Here is a 19211-nt window from a genome sequence, read left to right on the forward strand (position 1 = left end):
CTTAATGTGATTTGCGGGGCAACTTCACGATACCACTTGCTAGTACCACACCAATGCAAACAAAACATAACCCTAAAGCCGCCGCCAATCCGATGGATTCTTGCAATAATGGGATCGCCATTATTGAGGCTAACACAGGCGTTAATGCGCCCATTGCAGCAGTTCGTTCTGCCCCTAATAAATTGATGGAGTAACCATAACTAAACCCTGCGAAAAGACCAACCAGAATCGCTTGCACGGCGAACTGCCAAATCAATTCGTCCGTGCTTACTAAGCCAATTCCCGATGTCACGCTTCCGGTTACGAACATCACAAATAAAGCCACCAGCGAAACAACACTCAATAAACCTGTTGCGGCCAAAGGAGGCAAACCGGCAACACGCAAGCTTATGGTGTACACCGCCCAAAAAAAGCTGGCACCTAAAAAGAGTAAATCACCTTTCCAAACATCCTCTTTGAGCGACCACATAGAAATGATTAACAAGGCCAATACACCAAACATAATCGCCAATAAACCAATGAAACGAGGGCGACTTAATGGTTCTTTAAAAACAAAAAACGCAATCGCCGTCACAAAGAGAGGAAAGGTTCCAGGAAGCAGCAAGCCCGCATGAGATACTGGCGCATAATGCATACCTTGTGAGCTTAAAAAGAAAAAGGGAATCCCTGCTCCGAAAACAATACCTAACAAGGTCCAAGCAGGAACCACCAATAAACGACGACGGGATTGATATAAGAAAGGCAGCAACACCAAAGCTGGCAAACCGTATCGCATTAAGGCGAGATCAAAACTGGTTAAAGCAGACTGCACGCCCATTTTGACGCTCACCAGCCAGCTAGCCCAAATACATACCGTAATGAAAGCCGCTAACAAACCAAGCTGGAATGTTTTACCTGTGGCGATATTCCGATAATGCGCTTCTGATGTATTTTTTGAATGAGTGATATCCATCATGATTGCCCTAATAAGATACATATTAACAATGAGTCAGTATCTTCATTATATGGACTGAGCGATGAGCATGTCCTTGCCATTACCTCTTCTAAAAACATCATTTTTGACATAATCTATTAATAATTCGATTTAAATTTCACAGGTATGCTAATTTTGAAAATAGACTCTACCGACAACCAAATCCTGACTCATCTACAAAATGATGGACGCTTGAGTAATGTTGAGCTTGCGGAACACATTCATTTATCTGCTTCTCCTTGTTTACGGCGTGTAAAGCAATTGGAAAATGCAGGCGTTATTAAGCATTACAGAGCAGCATTGGAGCGAAAAAAAGTCGGTTTATCCATGACTGTTTTTATCGAGGTGGGCTTAAATAATCACACCAGCGAAGCCAGTGACGATTTTGAAAAAAGTGTAATGAATTTACCCAATGTCATCAGTGCTTATTTGGTGTCTGGCCATGCAGACTATCGATTGGAAATAGTGGCAAAAGACCTCACGGATTACGAAGGCATTCTTAAAACTATTCAGAATTTGCCACATGTAAAAGACATTCACAGCAACTTCGCCATTCGAGCGATAAAGTCCGACGCGCCTTTACCTATCTGATTTTCGCAGCTGAACAGCGGCTTGAAGAAGTTATAGACAAAAAAGCGCTTACCTTATTGATAAACGCTGTTATGTATTACGAAGAATAGAATAACCTAAACTTTGAAACTGCCCACTTGTTGATCCAGCACTTTGTACAATTTACTGATGTCTTCAGACTGGTGTCCGATAAACAAGCAATTAGCAACCTACAAAGGAAACAGTGAGCCACTATTCTAGACTAAGACACTTACCTTGATAAAACACTCTCGCACAAGTAGAAGGCACACAGCGCAACGAATCGGTCATCTTGGAAGCTTTAGTAGGCACGACATAAAATCCATTTATTCTCTCGATATATATAACTTAGGATTGCTTATCGATAAGCAGTACTTTTGACTAAATGTCAGTTTTTTGCCAGCTCTTTATCCAAGCGCGCCTTAGTTTCATGCATTTTTTGCTCGCAGACTTTGATTAGCTCAACAACATCGGTTTCACTTAAATCTGTAGTGTCGATAGGATCTAGCATTTCTACAATGACTTTTCCATTATTCAAACGATTCAAATGCACCTGCTCATGTGTATTACTACAAACAATAGGCACAATTGGCACACCAGCTTGAACAGCGGCATGAAAAGCGCCTCTCTTAAAAGGTAACCAGCCTCTTCCTCGACTTCGAGTTCCTTCAGGAAACATCCAAATCGACAAAGTATCTTTTTTCATTTTAGCCACCACCTGATCAATCGTAGCGATGGCTTTCTTGCGGTTGTCTCGATTAATCAATATGTTGCCACTTACCCAATATAAAGCACCGAAAAAAGGAATCCAAAGTAAGCTATTTTTCCCTACTGTCACTACGCCTTTTGGTAACACCTTCGCTAAAGTGAATAGATCAAAATTATTCTGATGATTAGCAACATACACAGCTTGCGGACTGTGGCTTGCAGAAGGCGCCACGCGCCCTTCCACCGATAAACCGAATAACGGAGCAACCTTAGCGAATACACGTCCAATATGGTACACGCGATTATTCGAGCCTAACGTGAACAAACAAAAAACAATGCCACAAAAGGTAACCACAACAATGAGTAAGAACAGCAACAAGATTCGCAAAACAAACAACATAATAAAGTAGACCTAAAAACTGCGGAGTATAAACTCAGTTAAGCTTTATGGAAGTTTTCACGCCATTCGAAAAACTCCTCAGAAACCAAAGGCTTAGAGAAAAAATAGCCTTGTATTTTATCACATTCATGTTGTTTCAAAAGTTCAACACCAGCAAGGTTTTCCGCACCTTCAGCCGTAACAGTGAAGCCCAGTGCGTGAGATAAATTAATCGACGCTTTGGCAATAAACTCATCACATTTGTTGCTTTCTATATATTGGATAAATGCTCGATCTATTTTGACTTCATTCACCGGTAATTCACGCAGATAAGCCAAAGAAGACTGCCCTGTACCGAAGTCATCAATGGCTAAATGAATTCCCATATCTTGCAAAGCTTGTAAGACGCTAATAACTTTCTCACGATCTTTCATTACCGCACTCTCTGTCACTTCGAGTGCTAACGCACGTTTCGGTAAATTATTATCAATAAGCGCCTGTTCAATCATTTGAGGCAAAGATTCATTCACCAAATCATGAGCGGACAAGTTCACCGCCACACGGATTTCATGGCCTTGTTCCCACCATTGGCTAAGTTGATACAAGACTCTGTTGATCATCCAGCGGGTTAACTCTTGAATACTGCCCGCATGTTCTAACAGGGCAATAAACTCATCCGGTGGAAGAAAGCCTAATTCTGGGTGAATCCAACGAATCAAAGCCTCGGCTTCCTGACAATCGTTTTTCGCTACGCCTACTTTGGGTTGATACACCACAAATAATTGATTACTTGCCAGAGCAACAGGAAGGTCCCGAATGATGGTTAATTGACGCTGATGGTTTTCATCTTGCCCTTGTTCATAGAAAACACATACTCCGCTTTCTTCACGGGCCTTGTCTGAAATAATATCCAAACGTCTCATCGCGCTATTTACATTGTCTGTAGCATGTTCAAAATGAAGAACGGCAAGACTTACATCAAGACGCATACAGGACTTTGCACCAAAGCACACTTCTGTTTCGAACTCTCTAACAAAAAGCCCATTCAGCTCAAGGCAATCTTGCTCAGAAACATTTTTTTCCAGTATTAATAAGAACTTATCGCCACCCAATCTGGCCAACATTTCTATGTCCTTATCCCACTCTTTCAAGCGCTCTGCGACTTTAGACAAAAGCAGGTTGCCCACATCAATACCAAGCATATTATTAATGCTCTTGAAGTGACGGATATTCACTAACAGCAAACTGCCTCGTTTCTTCGGTAAATTATCCGCTAAATGACGTTCAACAGCATGTTGGTTGTACAAGCCAGTTAACGCATCATGAGAAGCTCGAAAAGACAACTCTTCTTCTCGATTCTTGATTGAGCTTTGCATGGCCGCCATTGTATTCGACAAAACACAAAACTCTCCGCTTAAATTTGGTGCTTGAACCTTCTCTTTACCCAAACCAATCTGTTGAGCGTATTCGACTAATCGATTGATTGGTAAGGTCATATTTCGGGCAAAAGCAGCTCCTAACAACAAAGCCAATGCCAACGCCGCCGAGAAAATTAAAAGTAATTGATTGCGCGTGCTGTTATAGCTTGCCAACCAAGGGCCGTAAGGCAAATGGATAATTCCCCATTGGTTCGGCAATCCTAAATCGATTCCCAAAGACAGGTATTCATCATTATTAGAGAAAATAGGTGTTTCTATCGCCGCATCAAGACCTGCAATGTTTTTGATGTCTGTTAAGAAGTTAGCTTTTTTATCATCTGAAAGAGTCGAACCACCAGAGAAAGTATGCGTATTGACTGCCTCATAGAAAAAACTGATGTCTAAACCTGCAACATTTTTGATTTGCTCTGCTAAAGCTTGATCCAAAAGAAATGCCATACCGACCCAAGCCACCACATTTGGCGCCTTCACAGGCACAAGCACAAATTGATAACCACGATCACCAAAAGCAATCATTGTACTGATAGAAGAACCACCCGTTCTTCGAGCCGCTAACACCAGTTCAGAAATTTTATCATTCTGCTCAAGAGTCTGGGTGGCCGTAATGATGTCGCCACTAGGAGAAACCAACAAAGAAATATCGGCATTAATTCGTGCGCCGTGATTCTGTAAAACAGATTGGATTGTTCCGGTTTCTCTGGTAGCAACGGCTTGCTTAAAAGCAAAGTCCGACGCCAAAATTTCGACACCTTGGGTTAACTGCTCAGCACGAGACTCTAAAAAAAGGTCGAAGATATTTTTCGATACATCAATGGCGTGAACACCTTGAGCGTAATTGTCTTTTTTTAATGATGACAAAACAGCCAATGCGGTTCCTAGTTGAACCAACGCCAATAACACCAAAAGAAACACGATCAATCGTGCTTGAAAGCTTTTTAGCACCTTAAAACCTCTTTAATTATTAACCCTAAAAGACCTTAACAAATAGACTGTTGAGCTTAAACAAAAACAATACGTGACTTTTAAGAATAGTCGATCTTATAACATTTTATGCAATATTCACCTTAAAATGCTTGCCTAATTCAACTTGTTAACATAAGTTATTTTTTTAAACTCTTGTTAACAGCATTATGAAAGATCAAACTTATCGCGTGTATGAAGCCATCAAGCTCGATCCATTAGCCTCTCAACAGGCTCTGGCAGACCGACTTGATATGAGCCGAGAGTCAGTAGCAGGACACATTATGCAACTGACTCGACAGGGATATATATTAGGCAAAGGCTATTTATTATCTGAGCAGAACACCTACATAGTGGTTGGTGGTGCAAACGTGGACATTGGCGGACACAGCACATCCTTGCTCATACAAGGTGATTCAAACCCTGGCAGTATTTCACAAAGCCCCGGTGGCGTTGGCCGTAATATCGCCGAAAATCTTGCCAGACTTGGGGAAAATGTTCATTTAATTTCGCCTATTGGTTTGGATCAACGAGGTGATTGGCTAATAGAAAAAACACGTCTAAGTGGCGTGAATACACACAATGTTCTTCGTCATGACACCTTACCAACAGGCACATACCTTTCCATTAGTAATGAAAACGGTGAGTTACAAGCTGCTATTGCTGATATGCGCATTATTGATACATTAGACGAAGCAAAACTGGACTCGAAACAAGCTCTATTGAAAAGTGCTTATCGAATTATTGTTGACGCCAACTTGCCTGAAAATCTCATTGATTGGCTATCCAAACAGCCGTTATCAGCCGAGTTTGTCGCCGATGCCGTTTCTACCGCAAAAGCCCCTAGACTAGGCTCGATTCTCTCACGACTCGCTTTATTAAAAGTGAACCAAGACGAAGCCAGAGCCATTCTTGATGTAGATGAAACAAGCCCTGAAAAGCTCGCACAAGCATTATTAGAAAAAGGTGTTCGAGAAGTGCTTCTCAGTTTGGGTAGCCAAGGCGTTCTTTACGCCAGCGCCAAGCAACAGATCAAGCAGGCTTGCCATCCAAGTCAACCAAGCAGCGACACAGGAGCAGGTGATGCTTTGCTTGCTGGATATTTAAGTGCGTGCCAGCAAAATAAAGGCGTAGAAGAAACACTTTCTTTCGCATTGGCTTGCGCTGCACTCACATTAGAAAGCCCCCACGCGAACAACCCAAACCTTACCGTTCAAAATGTAACCCAATGGATAGAAAACCTATGAATCAGTACCTAGATATCAACCCAGATGTTGCGGCAGCCATTGCTGCTGGAAAACCAGTTGTCGCTTTAGAAAGCACTATTATTTCCCATGGCATGCCTTGGCCACAAAATGCGGAAACAGCGAAAAAAGTAGAGCAAATTATTCGTGATAACGGAGCGGTTCCAGCAACCATCGCTATCATTGATGGTCGTCTTAAAGCGGGCTTGAGTAATGACGAAATTGACACTTTAGCGAAAGCGGGCTTGTCTGTTACTAAATGCTCTCGTCGTGATTTGCCTTTTGTTGTGGCACAAAAACAACATGGTGCAACCACAGTTGCGGCAACCATGATTATTGCAGCTATGGCTGGTATTAAAGTGTTTGCAACAGGTGGAATTGGCGGCGTTCACCGTGGTGCGCAGCAAACCTTTGATATTTCTGCTGACTTGCAAGAACTGGCAAAAACAGATGTTGCTGTTGTTTGTGCAGGTGCAAAATCCATTCTAGATCTTGCCTTAACTCGTGAATATTTAGAAACGCAAGGCGTGCCTGTATTGGGTTACAAGACAGATACGCTACCTGCTTTTTATACTCGTGAAAGTGATCAAACCGTAGATTACAACTTGTCTTCTGCCAACGAAATTGCGGACTTTATTAAGGCGAAATGGGAAATGGAATTACACGGCGGCGCTATTATCGCCAATCCAATTCCTGAAGAGTTTGCTATGGACAAAGCAGCGATTGATTCAGCAATCAATCAGGCCTTAGCTGAAATGGAAGAGCAAGGTGTAGCGGGTAAAGAATCGACTCCTTTCTTGCTAGCACGCGTTGCCGAACTAACAGGTGGAGACAGCTTAGCCAGCAATATTCAGTTGGTATTTAATAATGCTCGACTAGCAGCCACAGTCGCAGCCGCTCTTTAATCTTTTTAAGGCATTCGGATCGGAAGCTTTTCAGCTTGAAAAGCTTCTTAGCTTTGCCAATAGTTGTCTTTCCAATAGTCGATTTGATCGTTTTCAAGAAAACTCCACGCGACAAATCGACTAATTTTCTGACCTTGAGCCATTTCGATGGTCTTTACTTGGCGGGCACCAGCTTGCTTTAATGTGCGATAAATCGCCTCAAGATTCCCCTGACGTGCAACTAGGGAAGTAAACCAAAAGCAGCGATCACCGTATTGAACACTTTCTTTTACCATACGAGTGATAAAACCAGCTTCTCCGCCATCGCACCACAATTCCGGTGCAGTGCCACCAAAATTCAAAGTAGGCTTTTTCTCGTTCGTTTTGCCTTTCACACCGCGCCATTTACGCTGAGTTTCATCAAGCATAGCGGATTCACTGGTGTGAAAAGGGGGATTGCACAAGGTTAAATCAAAACGCTCTTTCTCGTTCCAAATGCCGCCAAACAAGTTTTTTGACTGTGATTGCAAACGAGTCGAAATCACACTTTTTAGACAAGCGTTTGATTTAATAATGGTCTCACAAGTCGCTACAGCAACAGGATTCACGTCCGAACCAACAAACTGCCAGCCATATTCTTGATGACCGATAATGGGATAAACACAGTTCGCACCGACACCAATATCCAATACCTTTACGCCTTTTCCGCGAGGAATCACGCCATCGTTACTGGTTGCCAGTAAATCGGCCAAATAATGAATGTAATCTGCGCGCCCAGGAATAGGCGGACAAAGGTAGCCAGGAGGAATATCCCAAAAAGAAACACCGTAAAAGTGGTTAAGCAAGGCTCGGTTGAGTGTTTTTACCGCTTCTGGATTAGCGAAATCAACCGATTCGTTTCCATATTGATTGAGCTGAATAAAGCGTGACAGTTCTGGGCAAGAATCCGCTAAGAGCGCAAAATCATAACGCGCACGATGCGGATTACGAGGGTGAAGCTCTAGTTTGTTCGTCCGTTTACTTTTCGTATTCTTACTTTTTAACACCACAGTCATGCCATTTATTGAAGCTAGAAATCGAGTATAACCGAATTATCTGGCACGGACTAAAGAAGCCTCAAAGCCAGAGTAAAAAAGGCCCAATAGAAACACCAAGAATAAGTGCAACCGTAAACAGGGTAAAAAGAGCTTCTACAGGTTTTTGGCAAGCATGTTGTAAATAACCTAATACCCATTGCCCAAATGACGGCGACACTATGTCTTTCGCTCGTTCTACTTGATCCTCTCTGATCAGTTCTCTGGCTTTTAAAGCTTGCTCTTTGTCTGTCACCCACAATCCAGCCATAGAAACTTGCCAGCGACCGGCGCTGGTTTCATAAAAAACAATATCATGATCGGTTAGCAATTGACGAATGTCGTCCGCTTCTTCATCGGGTACATATTTAAGTCGAAAAACCAGTGTCGCCATGAAATGAAACCTTGAAAACCAAACAGAAGCGCTAAAGGGTAAGAGAAGACTACCAAGAATACAATCTTGCATTGCTCTTGTGTTTTACTTCTCGTTTTTTTCTTCTAGCCACTGGATAATTTGGTCGCCGGGTAAAGGCACGCTAAAGAAATAACCTTGAACACTGTCTACACCCAGTTCCATGATGGCATCCAATTGCTCTTGTTCTTCAATGCCTTCTGCCACCACTCTCATATTCAATTCTCTAGCGAGCTTAGTGACTGAAGTAAGTATTTGTCGGGTAAATTGGTCGCCCTGTAAACTGGAAACAAACACTCTATCCAATTTAAGAACGTCATAAGGAAAACGTCGCAAGAAATCTAAACCGGAATAGCCCGTACCAAAATCGTCCACTGACAACTCAATACCTAAGGCTTTAATGCGCTCAAATTGGCTAACCATAATAGGCAGCTCGTTCATATTCAATGCGCTGGTTTCCGTGACTTCTAACCCGAGTCGTCCTTTTAATTCTGGAAACTCAGCAAGGATTTGTTTCAGCTCCGGTATAAAAGATTCCTTGAGCAAACTATGGCGATCAACATTAACAGCAATAGATACATCTGCCAGTGTCACTGAGTTTTCACGATAAAAACGCCCTACTTTACGAATAACCATCCAAGTAAGGTTATCAATCGCACCTAATCTGTCGGCTATTTCAATAATAGTTAAAGGTGACACTTGTCCATGATAAGGGGATTTCCAGCGGATAAGAGCTTCCATATCACGAGTTTTTTGATCATTAAGTGAAATAATCGGCTGAAAATACACATCCATTGCTTCTTCTTTAATCGCTTTTTTTAGACTGTGCGACAGGGAATAGCGGTAATACAAAATGGTCCAGTAGATTGCGCAACAACCTGCAAAAAGCAGAAACCATAAAGCCGCGAATAATGTCATTGATTGACCAAAGTACTCCCAATACAAATAAGACGGTAAAGAAACCACCAAAGACATTGTCCACTGATCTAATGCCACAGTCCTTTGACTTAACACACTGAAATCAGAGTCCACTTTTTGTGATGAAAGAATACGCTTACCAACCGTTAAGCTGTAAGGATATTGACTTGAAAGTAAGTGTTCTAATTCAACTACAAGGCTTTGTGGCGGCGCAAGCCCGTTTACGCCTATGCCATTTTCGCCTTGGTAAAAAGTAAAAAATGTTTGATGCCCCAAAGTTTTGGACTGAACTAAGGAGACAGTAATACCGTCTTTGCTTTCTTTTATTCGTTTTGAAATGGAAGAATAAATGGTGAAATTTTGAGGACCCAAATTATTGCAATAAACTCGGTAATCTTCATTGAACAAGCCATATTCTTTGAACATAGGAGAGTAAAAGCTTTTCTCGATTAAATTTCTGACATCTGCTTTTTCACAGGATAAGGTGACGTTTTGTGCGACATCTTTCAACTCGACCAGAATAGTGTTCATTTTATGAGTTAATATAGATTCAGCTGTGAGCGTTTTTTCCTCTAAATCTTTTAAAAGATATAAATACAAGCCAACACTGAAAATAACAAAACTGAGCAAGAGAGAAATAAACGCAGATAAAGAAATAACTCTTATTTTAGAGGGCATTGGGGATTTAATATTTTGATACATAACGAAACTGCCCCCTTCTATATGTCATTAAAAAAACTAAAAAGCCATAATTGAGGAAGTTAATTAATGTATTTTCTCTAAGCCCTTCACTTATATTAAAGGGGAATTACCTACAAAAGGCAATTCCCCTGAAAAAAGCAGTGCAATAAGAACTTAGTTTTTTACTTTTTTAATCATGATCGATAAATAACCCACTTCAAAACCAAACTTTGTCATCACAGATTCATTCATAACAACACCATCTTTCACCATATACATTCGGTCATCAACTTTCACTTCCAATGTGTCTCCTTTGTAAGACACTTGTAGAATATAATCCATAAATAAAGCATTTCCGGCGATTTTTACTTCACCAAAGCCTGTTACATCATTCGCAGTGGCTATGTATTGTCCTTTCTCATCTGGAGTCATAGTCCAAGTTCTATTTTGGATTTCGCCATCATCAAATAAAAACTCTTCCGTAAGTGTTCCAACACCATTTTCCCAACGACCTTCTAATATCGCATTGAAATAGCGGATTACTTCGCCACTACGATTTTTAAGAATGCCATGCGCAGTTAATGATCCAGAAAAGAATTCTTCTAGCTCGAATTTAGGCTCATTACTCGCATACAAAGAAACATCTGGAGCAGAACATGCCGACAAAATAAATAAACAGATCACAACCAGTATTTTAGTTTTAATTGGTTGCCAGAAATTACGCATAATATTTCCTTTGAATCACATCATTTTAAATAACGATATTGAATGTCGACGCTTTCATATTTGCCTTCTGAGTTGGCAATATTTCCTCGCCCGGTAAAACGCAATAATGTTTTTTCTGTGGCATCATAAGCCAGCACAATAGGATCTACGGCTAATTTCACAAACCAAGAAATAGGCGACAATGAAAAACATACTGCTCCCTCTTTTGTTCCGCTTACACATGAAGAACGACTCAAACGAAACTGAAACGTCGTCTGTTTACTAGGCACAAGAAAATCCACATCCAGTTCTTTTCCATCCATCAAAACCAGCCAATATTGCTGGATAAAACCATTAAAACCCGCGTCCACAACCATGCCAGCGGTAAGTTCTAATTGCTTCGTCTTTTGCTTCGCGGATGCGTCTTCTTTGTAGTTCACAATGAGCTTTCTGCCTTCTTGAGCAACATCAATCGCTTCACCATTGCGTTCGTTTAATTGGCTAAAGCCTGGTGTAACAAAAGACTTGGAAAGATCGATGGTTTTACGACCAAAAACACTGCCGTCGGGTTCTGAATATTCCACTTTACGAAGTGTGTCTTCGATTTCAAAGTAGGATTCTCGATACAATAAATCCCCTGTTTTTAAACTAAAAGCGCTGCCGACAATATGAGGCTCAACAGCTTGAACCATATTGTTCAAACCAAACACAGTGCTAAGAAGAACAGTGGAAAGAACAAAGTTTCTTTTTAATTCTGTCGATAACACAGCAAACACTCCTTTCAGCAACCTATTATAAGTCGTTAAATAAACGCCATTTATCACTGAGCCAAAAACCCAATGGCAAGATGATCGACCAAATCACGGCCACAACACACAGAGAAAGCCATAATGGATCAGCCAGTGTAATACCTGCTAACTTAGCGCCAGCAAAATAACTCATAGTTGGCCCAATTAAGCCGAGAACCGAACTCAATAAATATCGAGATCTTAAAAACGCCAAACTATGAGCAAATACACTGGCAGTACAAACCCAAAGACATAATAACCAAATAGGCGGCACCACAATCGAGCCAACTGAATCATTGTCAAAAAAAACGCCAAGTTGAAACAAGGCGCCATCCACAATAAAACCTAAACCGACAAACACACCCAATAAGCGCCATTCTCGACGAGTATTCATGAAATAACGGTCATGCAAAAACAAATACAAGACCGTTGCAGGCAAAGCCCAAAAGCTGCCGCCGAGCAAACACACAAACCAGATAATCTGAAACAAAGCAGCATTTAGAAAACGTTTCATAGGATTTGCCACCTGCCTCTTCATCTGAACGAAGACATTATTCGATCGTCAAGCGATGCTCTGGTTTGGCAAATACAAACTGCCCAGTACTGATTGCTCGCTCTGTAAAGCCGCCTTCACAGTAAGCGAGGTAGAAATCCCACATGCGACAGAAAACATCATCAAAACCCATGTCCATCACATGATGACGCGCTTCATGGAAACGTGTGCGCCAGTCCGCCAGAGTTTTCGCGTAATGCTCTGTAATATCTTCTAGCCCCACGATTTGCATGTCTGTTTTAGAGGCAATTTTATGGGCAATGACTTGGTTAGATGGAAGGCAACCACCAGGGAAAATATAGCGTTGAATGAAGTCAACTGAACGACGCGCATAATCATAACGCTGGTCGGCAATGGTGATGGCTTGAATCACCATCACGCCATGAGGTTTCAATAATTCACTGCATTTGGAAAAGTAACTGTCGTAGTATTCGTGACCAACAGCTTCGATCATTTCGATCGAAACCAGCTTGTCATACAGACCTTCCAAATCGCGATAATCCTCAAGCAGCAAGGTAACTTTATCTTGCAAGCCTTCGGCTTCTACTCGCTCTTTAGCAAACTCATATTGCTCTTTGGAAATGGTCGTAGTGGTTACTTTACAGCCATAATGTTTCGCTGCATGAATGGCCATGCCCCCCCAACCGGTTCCGATTTCTAACAGGTGATCTGCTTCTGTGAGCTGTAATTTCTGACAAATGCGGTCTAATTTATGTACCGCAGCTTCTTCTAAAGGCGCTTCTTTCTGAGGGTAAATCGCAGAGGAATACATCATAGTTGGATCAAGAAAGAGAGAGAAAAAATCGTTGCCCAAATCATAGTGAGCAGAGATGTTATCTTTTGAACCTTTTTTAGTATTAGCATTCATTCGATGTACGATTTTTGCACCGATACGACTCAAAATAGGACGTTTCGCATCCAGTTTATTAATCAAATTTAAGTTCGCCACCATCAAACGAATAACCGCAACCACATTAGGAGAGGTCCATCCACCTTTCATGTAGGCTTCGCCCGCACCAATACTGCTGTTTAAAAAGACATCTCGGTAAGTATTAATATCGTGAACATGAATGTGGGCGATATGTTGAGCACTGTCTTTGTCCTCACCAAAGAAATAAGTACTGCCGTTTTCTTCTAGGATTAAATGACCAACTTCTAGTCGCTCTAACATGGAAAAAACCATTTTTCGAGCAAGTCTATCGAACCATGTCGTTGTGTGGTTTTTTCTCACTTTCTGATTATCCATACTTACGGAGTTCATACTTTTTCATCTCCTCAATGAGTTAACTGGTTTCTGGCCAATAATTAATGACTAGGATGTGAGTGAAAAGGCACTCTTTTCGCCCATAATTTAAGTGCTTGCCAATAGATGCCAAATGCCACTTTCATCGTCATCACAGGATAACTAAAAATCACTTTAGCCATAGAAGAAGACGTCATCGGTGTACGCGCTAAAGATAATGTGGCATCAAATACACATTGTTCACCAAGTAATTCTTTATTCTGCATGTGTACGGTAAGTTTCTTCGCCGGAAGATTGCTACGCCAATCATAAAAGTGATCCATCGGGTGGAACGGCGACACATGCATTTCCTTATTAAATTGAATACGTTGAGTAGACTGGTTTGGATCACATTTCAAAACATAGGCAATTTTTTCTCCCCAAGGCGTATTCGTCACTTCTAATAACATCGCTTGTAATTGCTCGGTTTCATCGAAGCAGTAATAAATGGTGATGGGATTAATAATGAAACCAAAATAACGACAGTTGGTTAGCATTCGCACAGAGCCAGACAGGTTTAAATCTAGCCTCAGGTTTACTTCGTTTAAGACTGAGTTCTTGATCGACACAGACCCATCGCCAAAATAATCGTTACGATTGAAGCGCGCGAGCGACCAAGATTTCACTGACCACCAAGAGCTTAGTGCCAAAGCAGAATCCAGCTCATCTAAATCAAAATACATCATGAATACGCGATATTTAAAGGCATGTGATCGAGGCGAAAAACGGCGATGACGCACTGTGCCTTGGTAAATCGCACTGTGTATTATCTCTTTCTGCTCATGCATAACTTCTGTAGGCTGATTCACCATGCCACACCCAACCCATTCGCCACACGAACTCCACTCCAGCAACCGTCTTCGTGGAAACCGTTGCGCCAATAAGCGCCGCAAAACCATGTTCTGTTGATGCCATTAATGTCAGACCAACGATCCTGCGCCTTGATGCCTTCCAGAGTAAAAGTAGGATGCGCGTATTTGAAACTGCCAAGAATCTTATCTGGCGCGATCATATCGGTTTGATTCAAGGTAACAACATAAGTTGTATCGCTTGAGAAATGCTGCAAGATGTTCATGTTATAACTGAGTGTAGCAGGCTTACTTTGGTCTGTCCCAAGATGATAATTCCAGCTAGACCAAGCCAGTTTCGCCTTTGGTAAAACACTCGTATCTGTGTGTAGCACCACATCGTTATTACGATAGGGAATCGCCGACAAAATGTTTTTTTCGTCTTGGCTTGGGTCTGTCAATAAAGCCAAAGCTTCATCGCTGTGACATGCAAATACCACTTGATCAAATACTTCTTCAGAATCATCTTCTAGCTGAATCACCACATTATCGGCCAAGCGTGTCACTTGCTTTATTTGGACACCTAGACGGATTTTGTCATGAAAGCTCTTAACCAAAGGTTCTAAATACGCAGAGGAACCACCTTCAATAACTCGCCATTGAGGACGATCATTCACGCTCAATAAACCGTGGTTCTTGAAGAAACGAACGAAAAACACCAAAGGAAATTCCATCATTTCATCCAAAGTGGATGACCAAATGGCACTTCCCATTGGAATCAAATAATGACTAGCAAAACGCTCTCCATAACCTTTCGCTTTGAGATATTCACCTAGTGTCACACCTTCTCGAAGATCGCCGCTTTCTAAATCCTGAATCGATTCTTTGTTAAAACGAAGTATGTCTTTTAACATGCCAAGGAAAGGAAAGTTAAAGAGGTTTCGGCGCTGAGCAAATAAGGTATTTAAGTTATTCCCGCCATATTCCAGTCCGGTACGCTGGCAACTAACGCTGAAGCTCATTTCTGTCGCTCGAGACGAAACGCCAATTTCATCCATCAGACGAATGAAGTTAGGGTAAGTCCAGTCATTAAAAACAATAAAACCCGTATCAATTCCTCTGGTACGATCCTCTTCTTGAACTTCCACTGTTGCGGTGTGGCCGCCAATTCGTTGCGCAGACTCAAACACAGTTACATCATGTTCGCGCTGAAGAAGATACGCGCTAGTTAATCCTGAAATCCCTGATCCTATAATGGCTACTTTCACTTACTTGTCTCCTTAAAACTCAGCGCCTTCTGTACTAGGCACGATATTGTGTTCTGTCAGCTCCACTGCTTTTTGGAGCGTTATTTTTTGAATGTCTTTGTGTTATTAGGTTTGGGCGCCAGCATTGAAAGCCACAACTTGGGGAAGTGACGACCAATCCAAAGCATCATCGAAAGCCGTTTGGGAAAAGCAAATTCATATGGACGAGACTGCAAAGCTTTGTACATTCTCTTTGCCGCTTCATCTGCGGACATCAGAAAAGGCATAGAAAAGGTGTTTTTCTGGGTGAGAGGTGTATCGACGAAGCCAGGAAGCAAACAAGTCACATCAATGTTAAATGGTTTCAAATCCATTCTAAGGGACGACAAAAAATACTGTGTCGCGGCTTTGCTTGCGCCATAAGCTTCAGCTTGTGGAAAAGCGGCTTGAACAGCCTGAGAACTCACGCCAACCAAGTGCGACTGAGGTGCTTTTTTCAATAGAGGCAAGCAAACATCAAGACTGTTAACCAAACCAAAGAAATTCACTGACATGACACGATCCATCATTTTCCAATCAGGATTTTCCTCGTTAATATCTAGATATTCACAGGTTCCGGCATTCAGCACAGCGCAATTTAGATGATCCATATGAGTTGCTAATAGATTACGAACAGACTCAATTTTTCTGTCATCAGTCACATCAAAAGGAATGAACTTCAAGTTGTCTTCGTGCTCCAACAGAAGAGCCAAATCTCCCTGTCGACGCGCACTGGCCAACACCTGCCAACCTGCTTTTAAATAGCATTGTGTTAAGGAAAAACCGATTCCTGAACTGGCGCCTGTTATCCAAACCGTTTTCTGAGCTGTATCCTTCATGGCGACTTCCTTAGATTAACCCGCTAAACGTTTTTTTAAGCCTTTCACGACTGTGCCTAAAACCGGCACATGCTCGTAAATAAGTTGCCCAAGGTCATATACATCTTCATGAAAATAAATACGGTCATTAAACTGAACCTGACTCATGCCGCGAACGGTAATGGTTTTAGGCCCCAACTTTGGATGGATAAAATGCATATTCCATTTAATATAAGCCGTTCCGTCAGAAATAATTTGATCTAAATACTCAAAACGTCCATTTCGAACATTAAGACTCATTTCAGATAAATAAGAATGGAGTACTTCAACGCCTCGCAATTCATGAACAGGGTCTTTGAACAACACGTCATTTGCGTAAATGTCATCTATTTTGTCTAGCTGTGGATGTTTTACATCTTTATAAAAAGTCTTAAAGCTCTCTATTAAAAGCTCACCTGTTTGTGGCTCACTAGCCTGTTTCGTTTCCTGCGTTAGCACCTTTAACCTCCTTTGCTCGCCATCGCATCGAGCAGATAAATTCTTACGTTAACAAGTAAACGTAGCGAACCCACTTCTGGATCATTAATAAATTAAAAACCGTCTGAAAGCGCTTATCCGTGCTTTTTTCTTTTCAATGCAAATAAAGTGATCCACACTTCAATATGACTCGTATCCCTTTTATACACATTGAAACAGCGTCATACAGCCTTCCCTCTTTTCGGAGCTATTAATGGAACGCGCCACGGAACTAAAACACGACGATCAGCACCTAATGGACATTTTGGCCATTGCGGAGCACAGAGACCAAGCCGCACTAGTACGCTTGTTTGATCACTATGCGCCAAGAGTAAGAGCTTTTTGCCTTGCCAAACAGCCAGGTGCCAACCTCATGGCGGACGATATCGCCCAAGAGGTCATGATTCGTATTTGGAACAAAGCACATACTTACAAAAAAGAGTCTGCTTCATTAAATACATGGGTTTTCACGCTAGCAAGAAATGCTCGCATTGATTATCTGCGTAAAAACAGCCGCCATCAGTCTGATATTGATCCTGAATATTTATGGCAAAAGGTTGTAGATGAAAATGCAGACCCGTTCAAAGATGCTCAACAACACAGAGATCAAGAACGTATTAGAGAAGGTCTAGATAAATTGCCTGCTGATCAAAAACAAGTTCTGGCCAAAGTTTATTTAGAAGGCAAAACGCACAAAGAAGCTTCGGAGGAATTGTCGCTTCCATTAGGAACGATCAAATCCAGAGTTCGCCTCGCCTTACACAAACTCACTATTTACATTAAGAGGTAGTATCGATGACTCTTTATCATCCATCGATTGAAATGCTAACTGACTATGCTGCTGGTTCATTACCTCTGGCACATTCATTATGCGTGTCAGCTCATTTAGAGCATTGTCGCGAATGCCAGCAACAGGTAAGAAAGCTAGAAATGGTTGGCTCTCATCTTTTTGATCAAGCAGTGACAGATCACCACCACCTTAATTCACTGAAAGAAAGTCTGCTTAACAAGCTAACAACACAAGCTGAAAACAAGCAGGACGAAGAAGTGCTTCAAGCTACGGCCGAGCTAGAAACCACAGAAGAAAAGTTTTGGGATAACTACAAAATTCCAAACAGCCTACGTCAATTTATCAGCAACAGTTATGAAGAATTAAACTGGGTGCGACTGTCGCCTTCATTCAGAATTGCAACATTACATAATGAAAAAGGCGGCGCTCAAATTGCCTTAACCAGAGTGAAAGCTGGCTCGCATATGCCTCATCACGCTCACACCGGTGAAGAAATCACCTTGGTTTTAGAAGGCGCTTTCTCAGATGAAAGTGGCGTGTACCGCAAAGGCGACTTTATTAGTCGTGATGCGAGCCATAAACATAAACCTATTGTCACTAAAGACGCTGAGTGCATCTGTTTAACCGTGCTCGATGCTCCGATTGAATTCACAGGGTGGTTGGCTCGACTGCTGAATCCAATTATTCGCCGATATCACCCTTATTCCAGAGCCTAACAGCGAATAGTCGTAATTTTCACAGTAAAACAGTAGCTTATGTGGCTAAACACTAACCAATAACAGGCAAGTTAACTGAATTTCTGATATAGTCCTTGTTCACTCAAATAACAAGGACTATTTATTATGGCAACTAAAAAGAAACAGCCAGCTGCTTCGGAAACTTCGGAATCCATTGAAAAGCAGATGCAGGAGTTCCTTGCTCGCGGTGGACAGATAGATAAAATCGACTCAGGTGTTAGCGGTCAATCTCAACTAACAGGCTCACGTCATATCTCTCTAGGCAACAGTAAAACAAAGGCACAATAAGCATTTGGGATTCCCTAAATTTATTGGCTTTTTCCATTTGTACGCCAACTCTATAAACACTGTTTTAGAAAAAACTCTAAACAAACAATAGGTTGGCGCATCAAATTTATAAACCGACTTTTTATAGAACGAAAATCAATCTATGCTAACAAAATCTGATCGCGCTTTTTTTCGTCCTAAATGGCGACGAGTCACAGCCACTGTATTTTGCGTTGCTTGGTCTATTCTTGAATGGGTTTCTAACGAGCCGTTCTGGGCAGTGGTTGCTGCTGGTTTCGCCTTTTATTGTCTTTGGAATTTTTTCTACGCGTACAAAGAAGAATAAGACTGTCTCTAAATAAACGACTCTTTCTCTTCTCGACTATCTTCCAGATAAAAACTGGTCACATTTTCGACACACA

Annotated in this window: 21 protein-coding genes; 7 read left to right on the forward strand and 14 right to left on the reverse strand. The window is 41.6% G+C overall.

The annotated features are described in order from the left end of the window. Nucleotide 1: 1 nt before the first annotated feature. Nucleotides 2-955: a DMT family transporter gene (locus tag ABFY09_RS10140; RefSeq protein ID WP_347984202.1), complete on the reverse strand. Its 954-nt coding sequence runs from the start codon at nucleotides 953-955 to the stop codon at nucleotides 2-4. Between the two features lie 153 nt (nucleotides 956-1108). On the opposite strand from ABFY09_RS10140, the gene ABFY09_RS10145 reads away from it, so the two are divergent. Beyond that, nucleotides 1109-1564 carry an Lrp/AsnC family transcriptional regulator gene (locus ABFY09_RS10145; protein ID WP_347984203.1) on the forward strand — a complete coding sequence of 152 codons (456 nt, stop codon included), beginning with the start codon at nucleotides 1109-1111 and terminating at the stop codon, nucleotides 1562-1564. A gap of 385 nt (nucleotides 1565-1949) precedes the next feature. On the opposite strand, the gene ABFY09_RS10150 is transcribed toward ABFY09_RS10145, so the two are convergent. Further along, nucleotides 1950-2669: a 1-acylglycerol-3-phosphate O-acyltransferase gene (locus ABFY09_RS10150; protein ID WP_347984204.1), complete on the reverse strand. Its 720-nt coding sequence runs from the start codon at nucleotides 2667-2669 to the stop codon at nucleotides 1950-1952. 38 nt (nucleotides 2670-2707) lie between these two features. Next, entirely contained in the window at nucleotides 2708-5029 is a 2322-nt protein-coding gene (locus ABFY09_RS10155) for a bifunctional diguanylate cyclase/phosphodiesterase (RefSeq protein ID WP_347984205.1), read from the reverse strand. A gap of 188 nt (nucleotides 5030-5217) precedes the next feature. Between ABFY09_RS10155 and ABFY09_RS10160 the strand changes: the two genes are divergently transcribed. Together ABFY09_RS10160 and ABFY09_RS10165 are read left to right on the forward strand one after the other, a co-directional pair. Continuing rightward, nucleotides 5218-6294, forward strand: a complete 1077-nt coding sequence (locus tag ABFY09_RS10160) for a PfkB family carbohydrate kinase (RefSeq protein ID WP_347984206.1) — start codon at nucleotides 5218-5220, stop codon at nucleotides 6292-6294. Then, nucleotides 6291-7196: a pseudouridine-5'-phosphate glycosidase gene (locus tag ABFY09_RS10165; RefSeq protein ID WP_347984207.1), complete on the forward strand. Its 906-nt coding sequence runs from the start codon at nucleotides 6291-6293 to the stop codon at nucleotides 7194-7196. Before ABFY09_RS10160 ends, ABFY09_RS10165 begins: the two co-directional genes overlap by 4 nt. Before the next feature lie 47 nt (nucleotides 7197-7243). Here the strand turns inward: ABFY09_RS10165 and rlmF are convergent, their stop codons facing one another. The 11 genes from rlmF to ABFY09_RS10220 form a co-directional block, all read right to left on the reverse strand. Then, nucleotides 7244-8230: a 23S rRNA (adenine(1618)-N(6))-methyltransferase RlmF gene (gene rlmF, locus ABFY09_RS10170; RefSeq protein WP_347984208.1), complete on the reverse strand. Its 987-nt coding sequence runs from the start codon at nucleotides 8228-8230 to the stop codon at nucleotides 7244-7246. 61 nt (nucleotides 8231-8291) lie between these two features. Next, the gene (locus ABFY09_RS10175) at nucleotides 8292-8642 is read right to left on the reverse strand and encodes a DUF6164 family protein (RefSeq protein ID WP_347984209.1); all 351 of its coding nucleotides are present in this window, start codon (nucleotides 8640-8642) and stop codon (nucleotides 8292-8294) included. Nucleotides 8643-8726: 84 nt separating this feature from the next. Continuing rightward, a complete protein-coding gene (locus tag ABFY09_RS10180; RefSeq protein ID WP_347984210.1) occupies nucleotides 8727-10280 on the reverse strand; it encodes an EAL domain-containing protein in 1554 nt (517 codons plus the stop codon). Nucleotides 10281-10433: 153 nt separating this feature from the next. After that, complete coding sequence (locus ABFY09_RS10185) at nucleotides 10434-10985, reverse strand: DUF3833 domain-containing protein (protein WP_347984211.1); 552 nt, start codon at nucleotides 10983-10985, stop codon at nucleotides 10434-10436. A 20-nt stretch (nucleotides 10986-11005) separates the two neighbouring features. After that, entirely contained in the window at nucleotides 11006-11731 is a 726-nt protein-coding gene (locus ABFY09_RS10190; protein WP_347984212.1) for a hypothetical protein, read from the reverse strand. 25 nt (nucleotides 11732-11756) lie between these two features. Further along, the gene (locus tag ABFY09_RS10195; protein WP_347984213.1) at nucleotides 11757-12266 is read right to left on the reverse strand and encodes a DUF2878 domain-containing protein; all 510 of its coding nucleotides are present in this window, start codon (nucleotides 12264-12266) and stop codon (nucleotides 11757-11759) included. A 37-nt stretch (nucleotides 12267-12303) separates the two neighbouring features. Beyond that, complete coding sequence (locus ABFY09_RS10200) at nucleotides 12304-13566, reverse strand: cyclopropane-fatty-acyl-phospholipid synthase family protein (protein ID WP_347984214.1); 1263 nt, start codon at nucleotides 13564-13566, stop codon at nucleotides 12304-12306. Nucleotides 13567-13610: 44 nt separating this feature from the next. Further along, on the reverse strand, nucleotides 13611-14399 hold the full coding sequence (locus ABFY09_RS10205) for a DUF1365 domain-containing protein (RefSeq protein ID WP_347984215.1): 789 nt from the start codon (nucleotides 14397-14399) through the stop codon (nucleotides 13611-13613). Next, on the reverse strand, nucleotides 14393-15643 hold the full coding sequence (locus tag ABFY09_RS10210) for an FAD-dependent oxidoreductase (RefSeq protein WP_347984216.1): 1251 nt from the start codon (nucleotides 15641-15643) through the stop codon (nucleotides 14393-14395). The genes ABFY09_RS10205 and ABFY09_RS10210 overlap by 7 nt, the downstream gene beginning before the upstream one ends. Nucleotides 15644-15723: 80 nt before the next feature. Beyond that, nucleotides 15724-16500 carry an SDR family NAD(P)-dependent oxidoreductase gene (locus ABFY09_RS10215; protein WP_347984217.1) on the reverse strand — a complete coding sequence of 259 codons (777 nt, stop codon included), beginning with the start codon at nucleotides 16498-16500 and terminating at the stop codon, nucleotides 15724-15726. Between the two features lie 15 nt (nucleotides 16501-16515). Next, a complete protein-coding gene (locus ABFY09_RS10220) occupies nucleotides 16516-16977 on the reverse strand; it encodes a nuclear transport factor 2 family protein (protein ID WP_347984218.1) in 462 nt (153 codons plus the stop codon). 232 nt (nucleotides 16978-17209) lie between these two features. Here ABFY09_RS10220 and ABFY09_RS10225 point away from each other — a divergent pair, with 232 nt between their 5' ends. From ABFY09_RS10225 to ABFY09_RS10240, 4 genes are all read left to right on the forward strand, one after another. Then, nucleotides 17210-17785, forward strand: coding sequence for a sigma-70 family RNA polymerase sigma factor (locus ABFY09_RS10225; protein ID WP_347984219.1), 576 nt, complete (start codon nucleotides 17210-17212; stop codon nucleotides 17783-17785). A gap of 5 nt (nucleotides 17786-17790) precedes the next feature. Further along, the gene (locus tag ABFY09_RS10230; protein WP_347984220.1) at nucleotides 17791-18501 is read left to right on the forward strand and encodes a ChrR family anti-sigma-E factor; all 711 of its coding nucleotides are present in this window, start codon (nucleotides 17791-17793) and stop codon (nucleotides 18499-18501) included. Nucleotides 18502-18627: 126 nt separating this feature from the next. Continuing rightward, nucleotides 18628-18810, forward strand: a complete 183-nt coding sequence (locus tag ABFY09_RS10235) for a hypothetical protein (protein WP_024025667.1) — start codon at nucleotides 18628-18630, stop codon at nucleotides 18808-18810. Between the two features lie 142 nt (nucleotides 18811-18952). Next, nucleotides 18953-19135 (forward strand): hypothetical protein, encoded by a 183-nt coding sequence (locus ABFY09_RS10240; RefSeq protein WP_347984221.1) that lies wholly within the window; start codon nucleotides 18953-18955, stop codon nucleotides 19133-19135. The last annotated feature ends 76 nt before the right edge of the window (nucleotides 19136-19211 follow it).

The sequence above is a fragment of the Marinomonas sp. 5E14-1 genome, assembly GCF_039939215.1.
In the GTDB taxonomy this organism is placed as follows: domain Bacteria; phylum Pseudomonadota; class Gammaproteobacteria; order Pseudomonadales; family Marinomonadaceae; genus Marinomonas.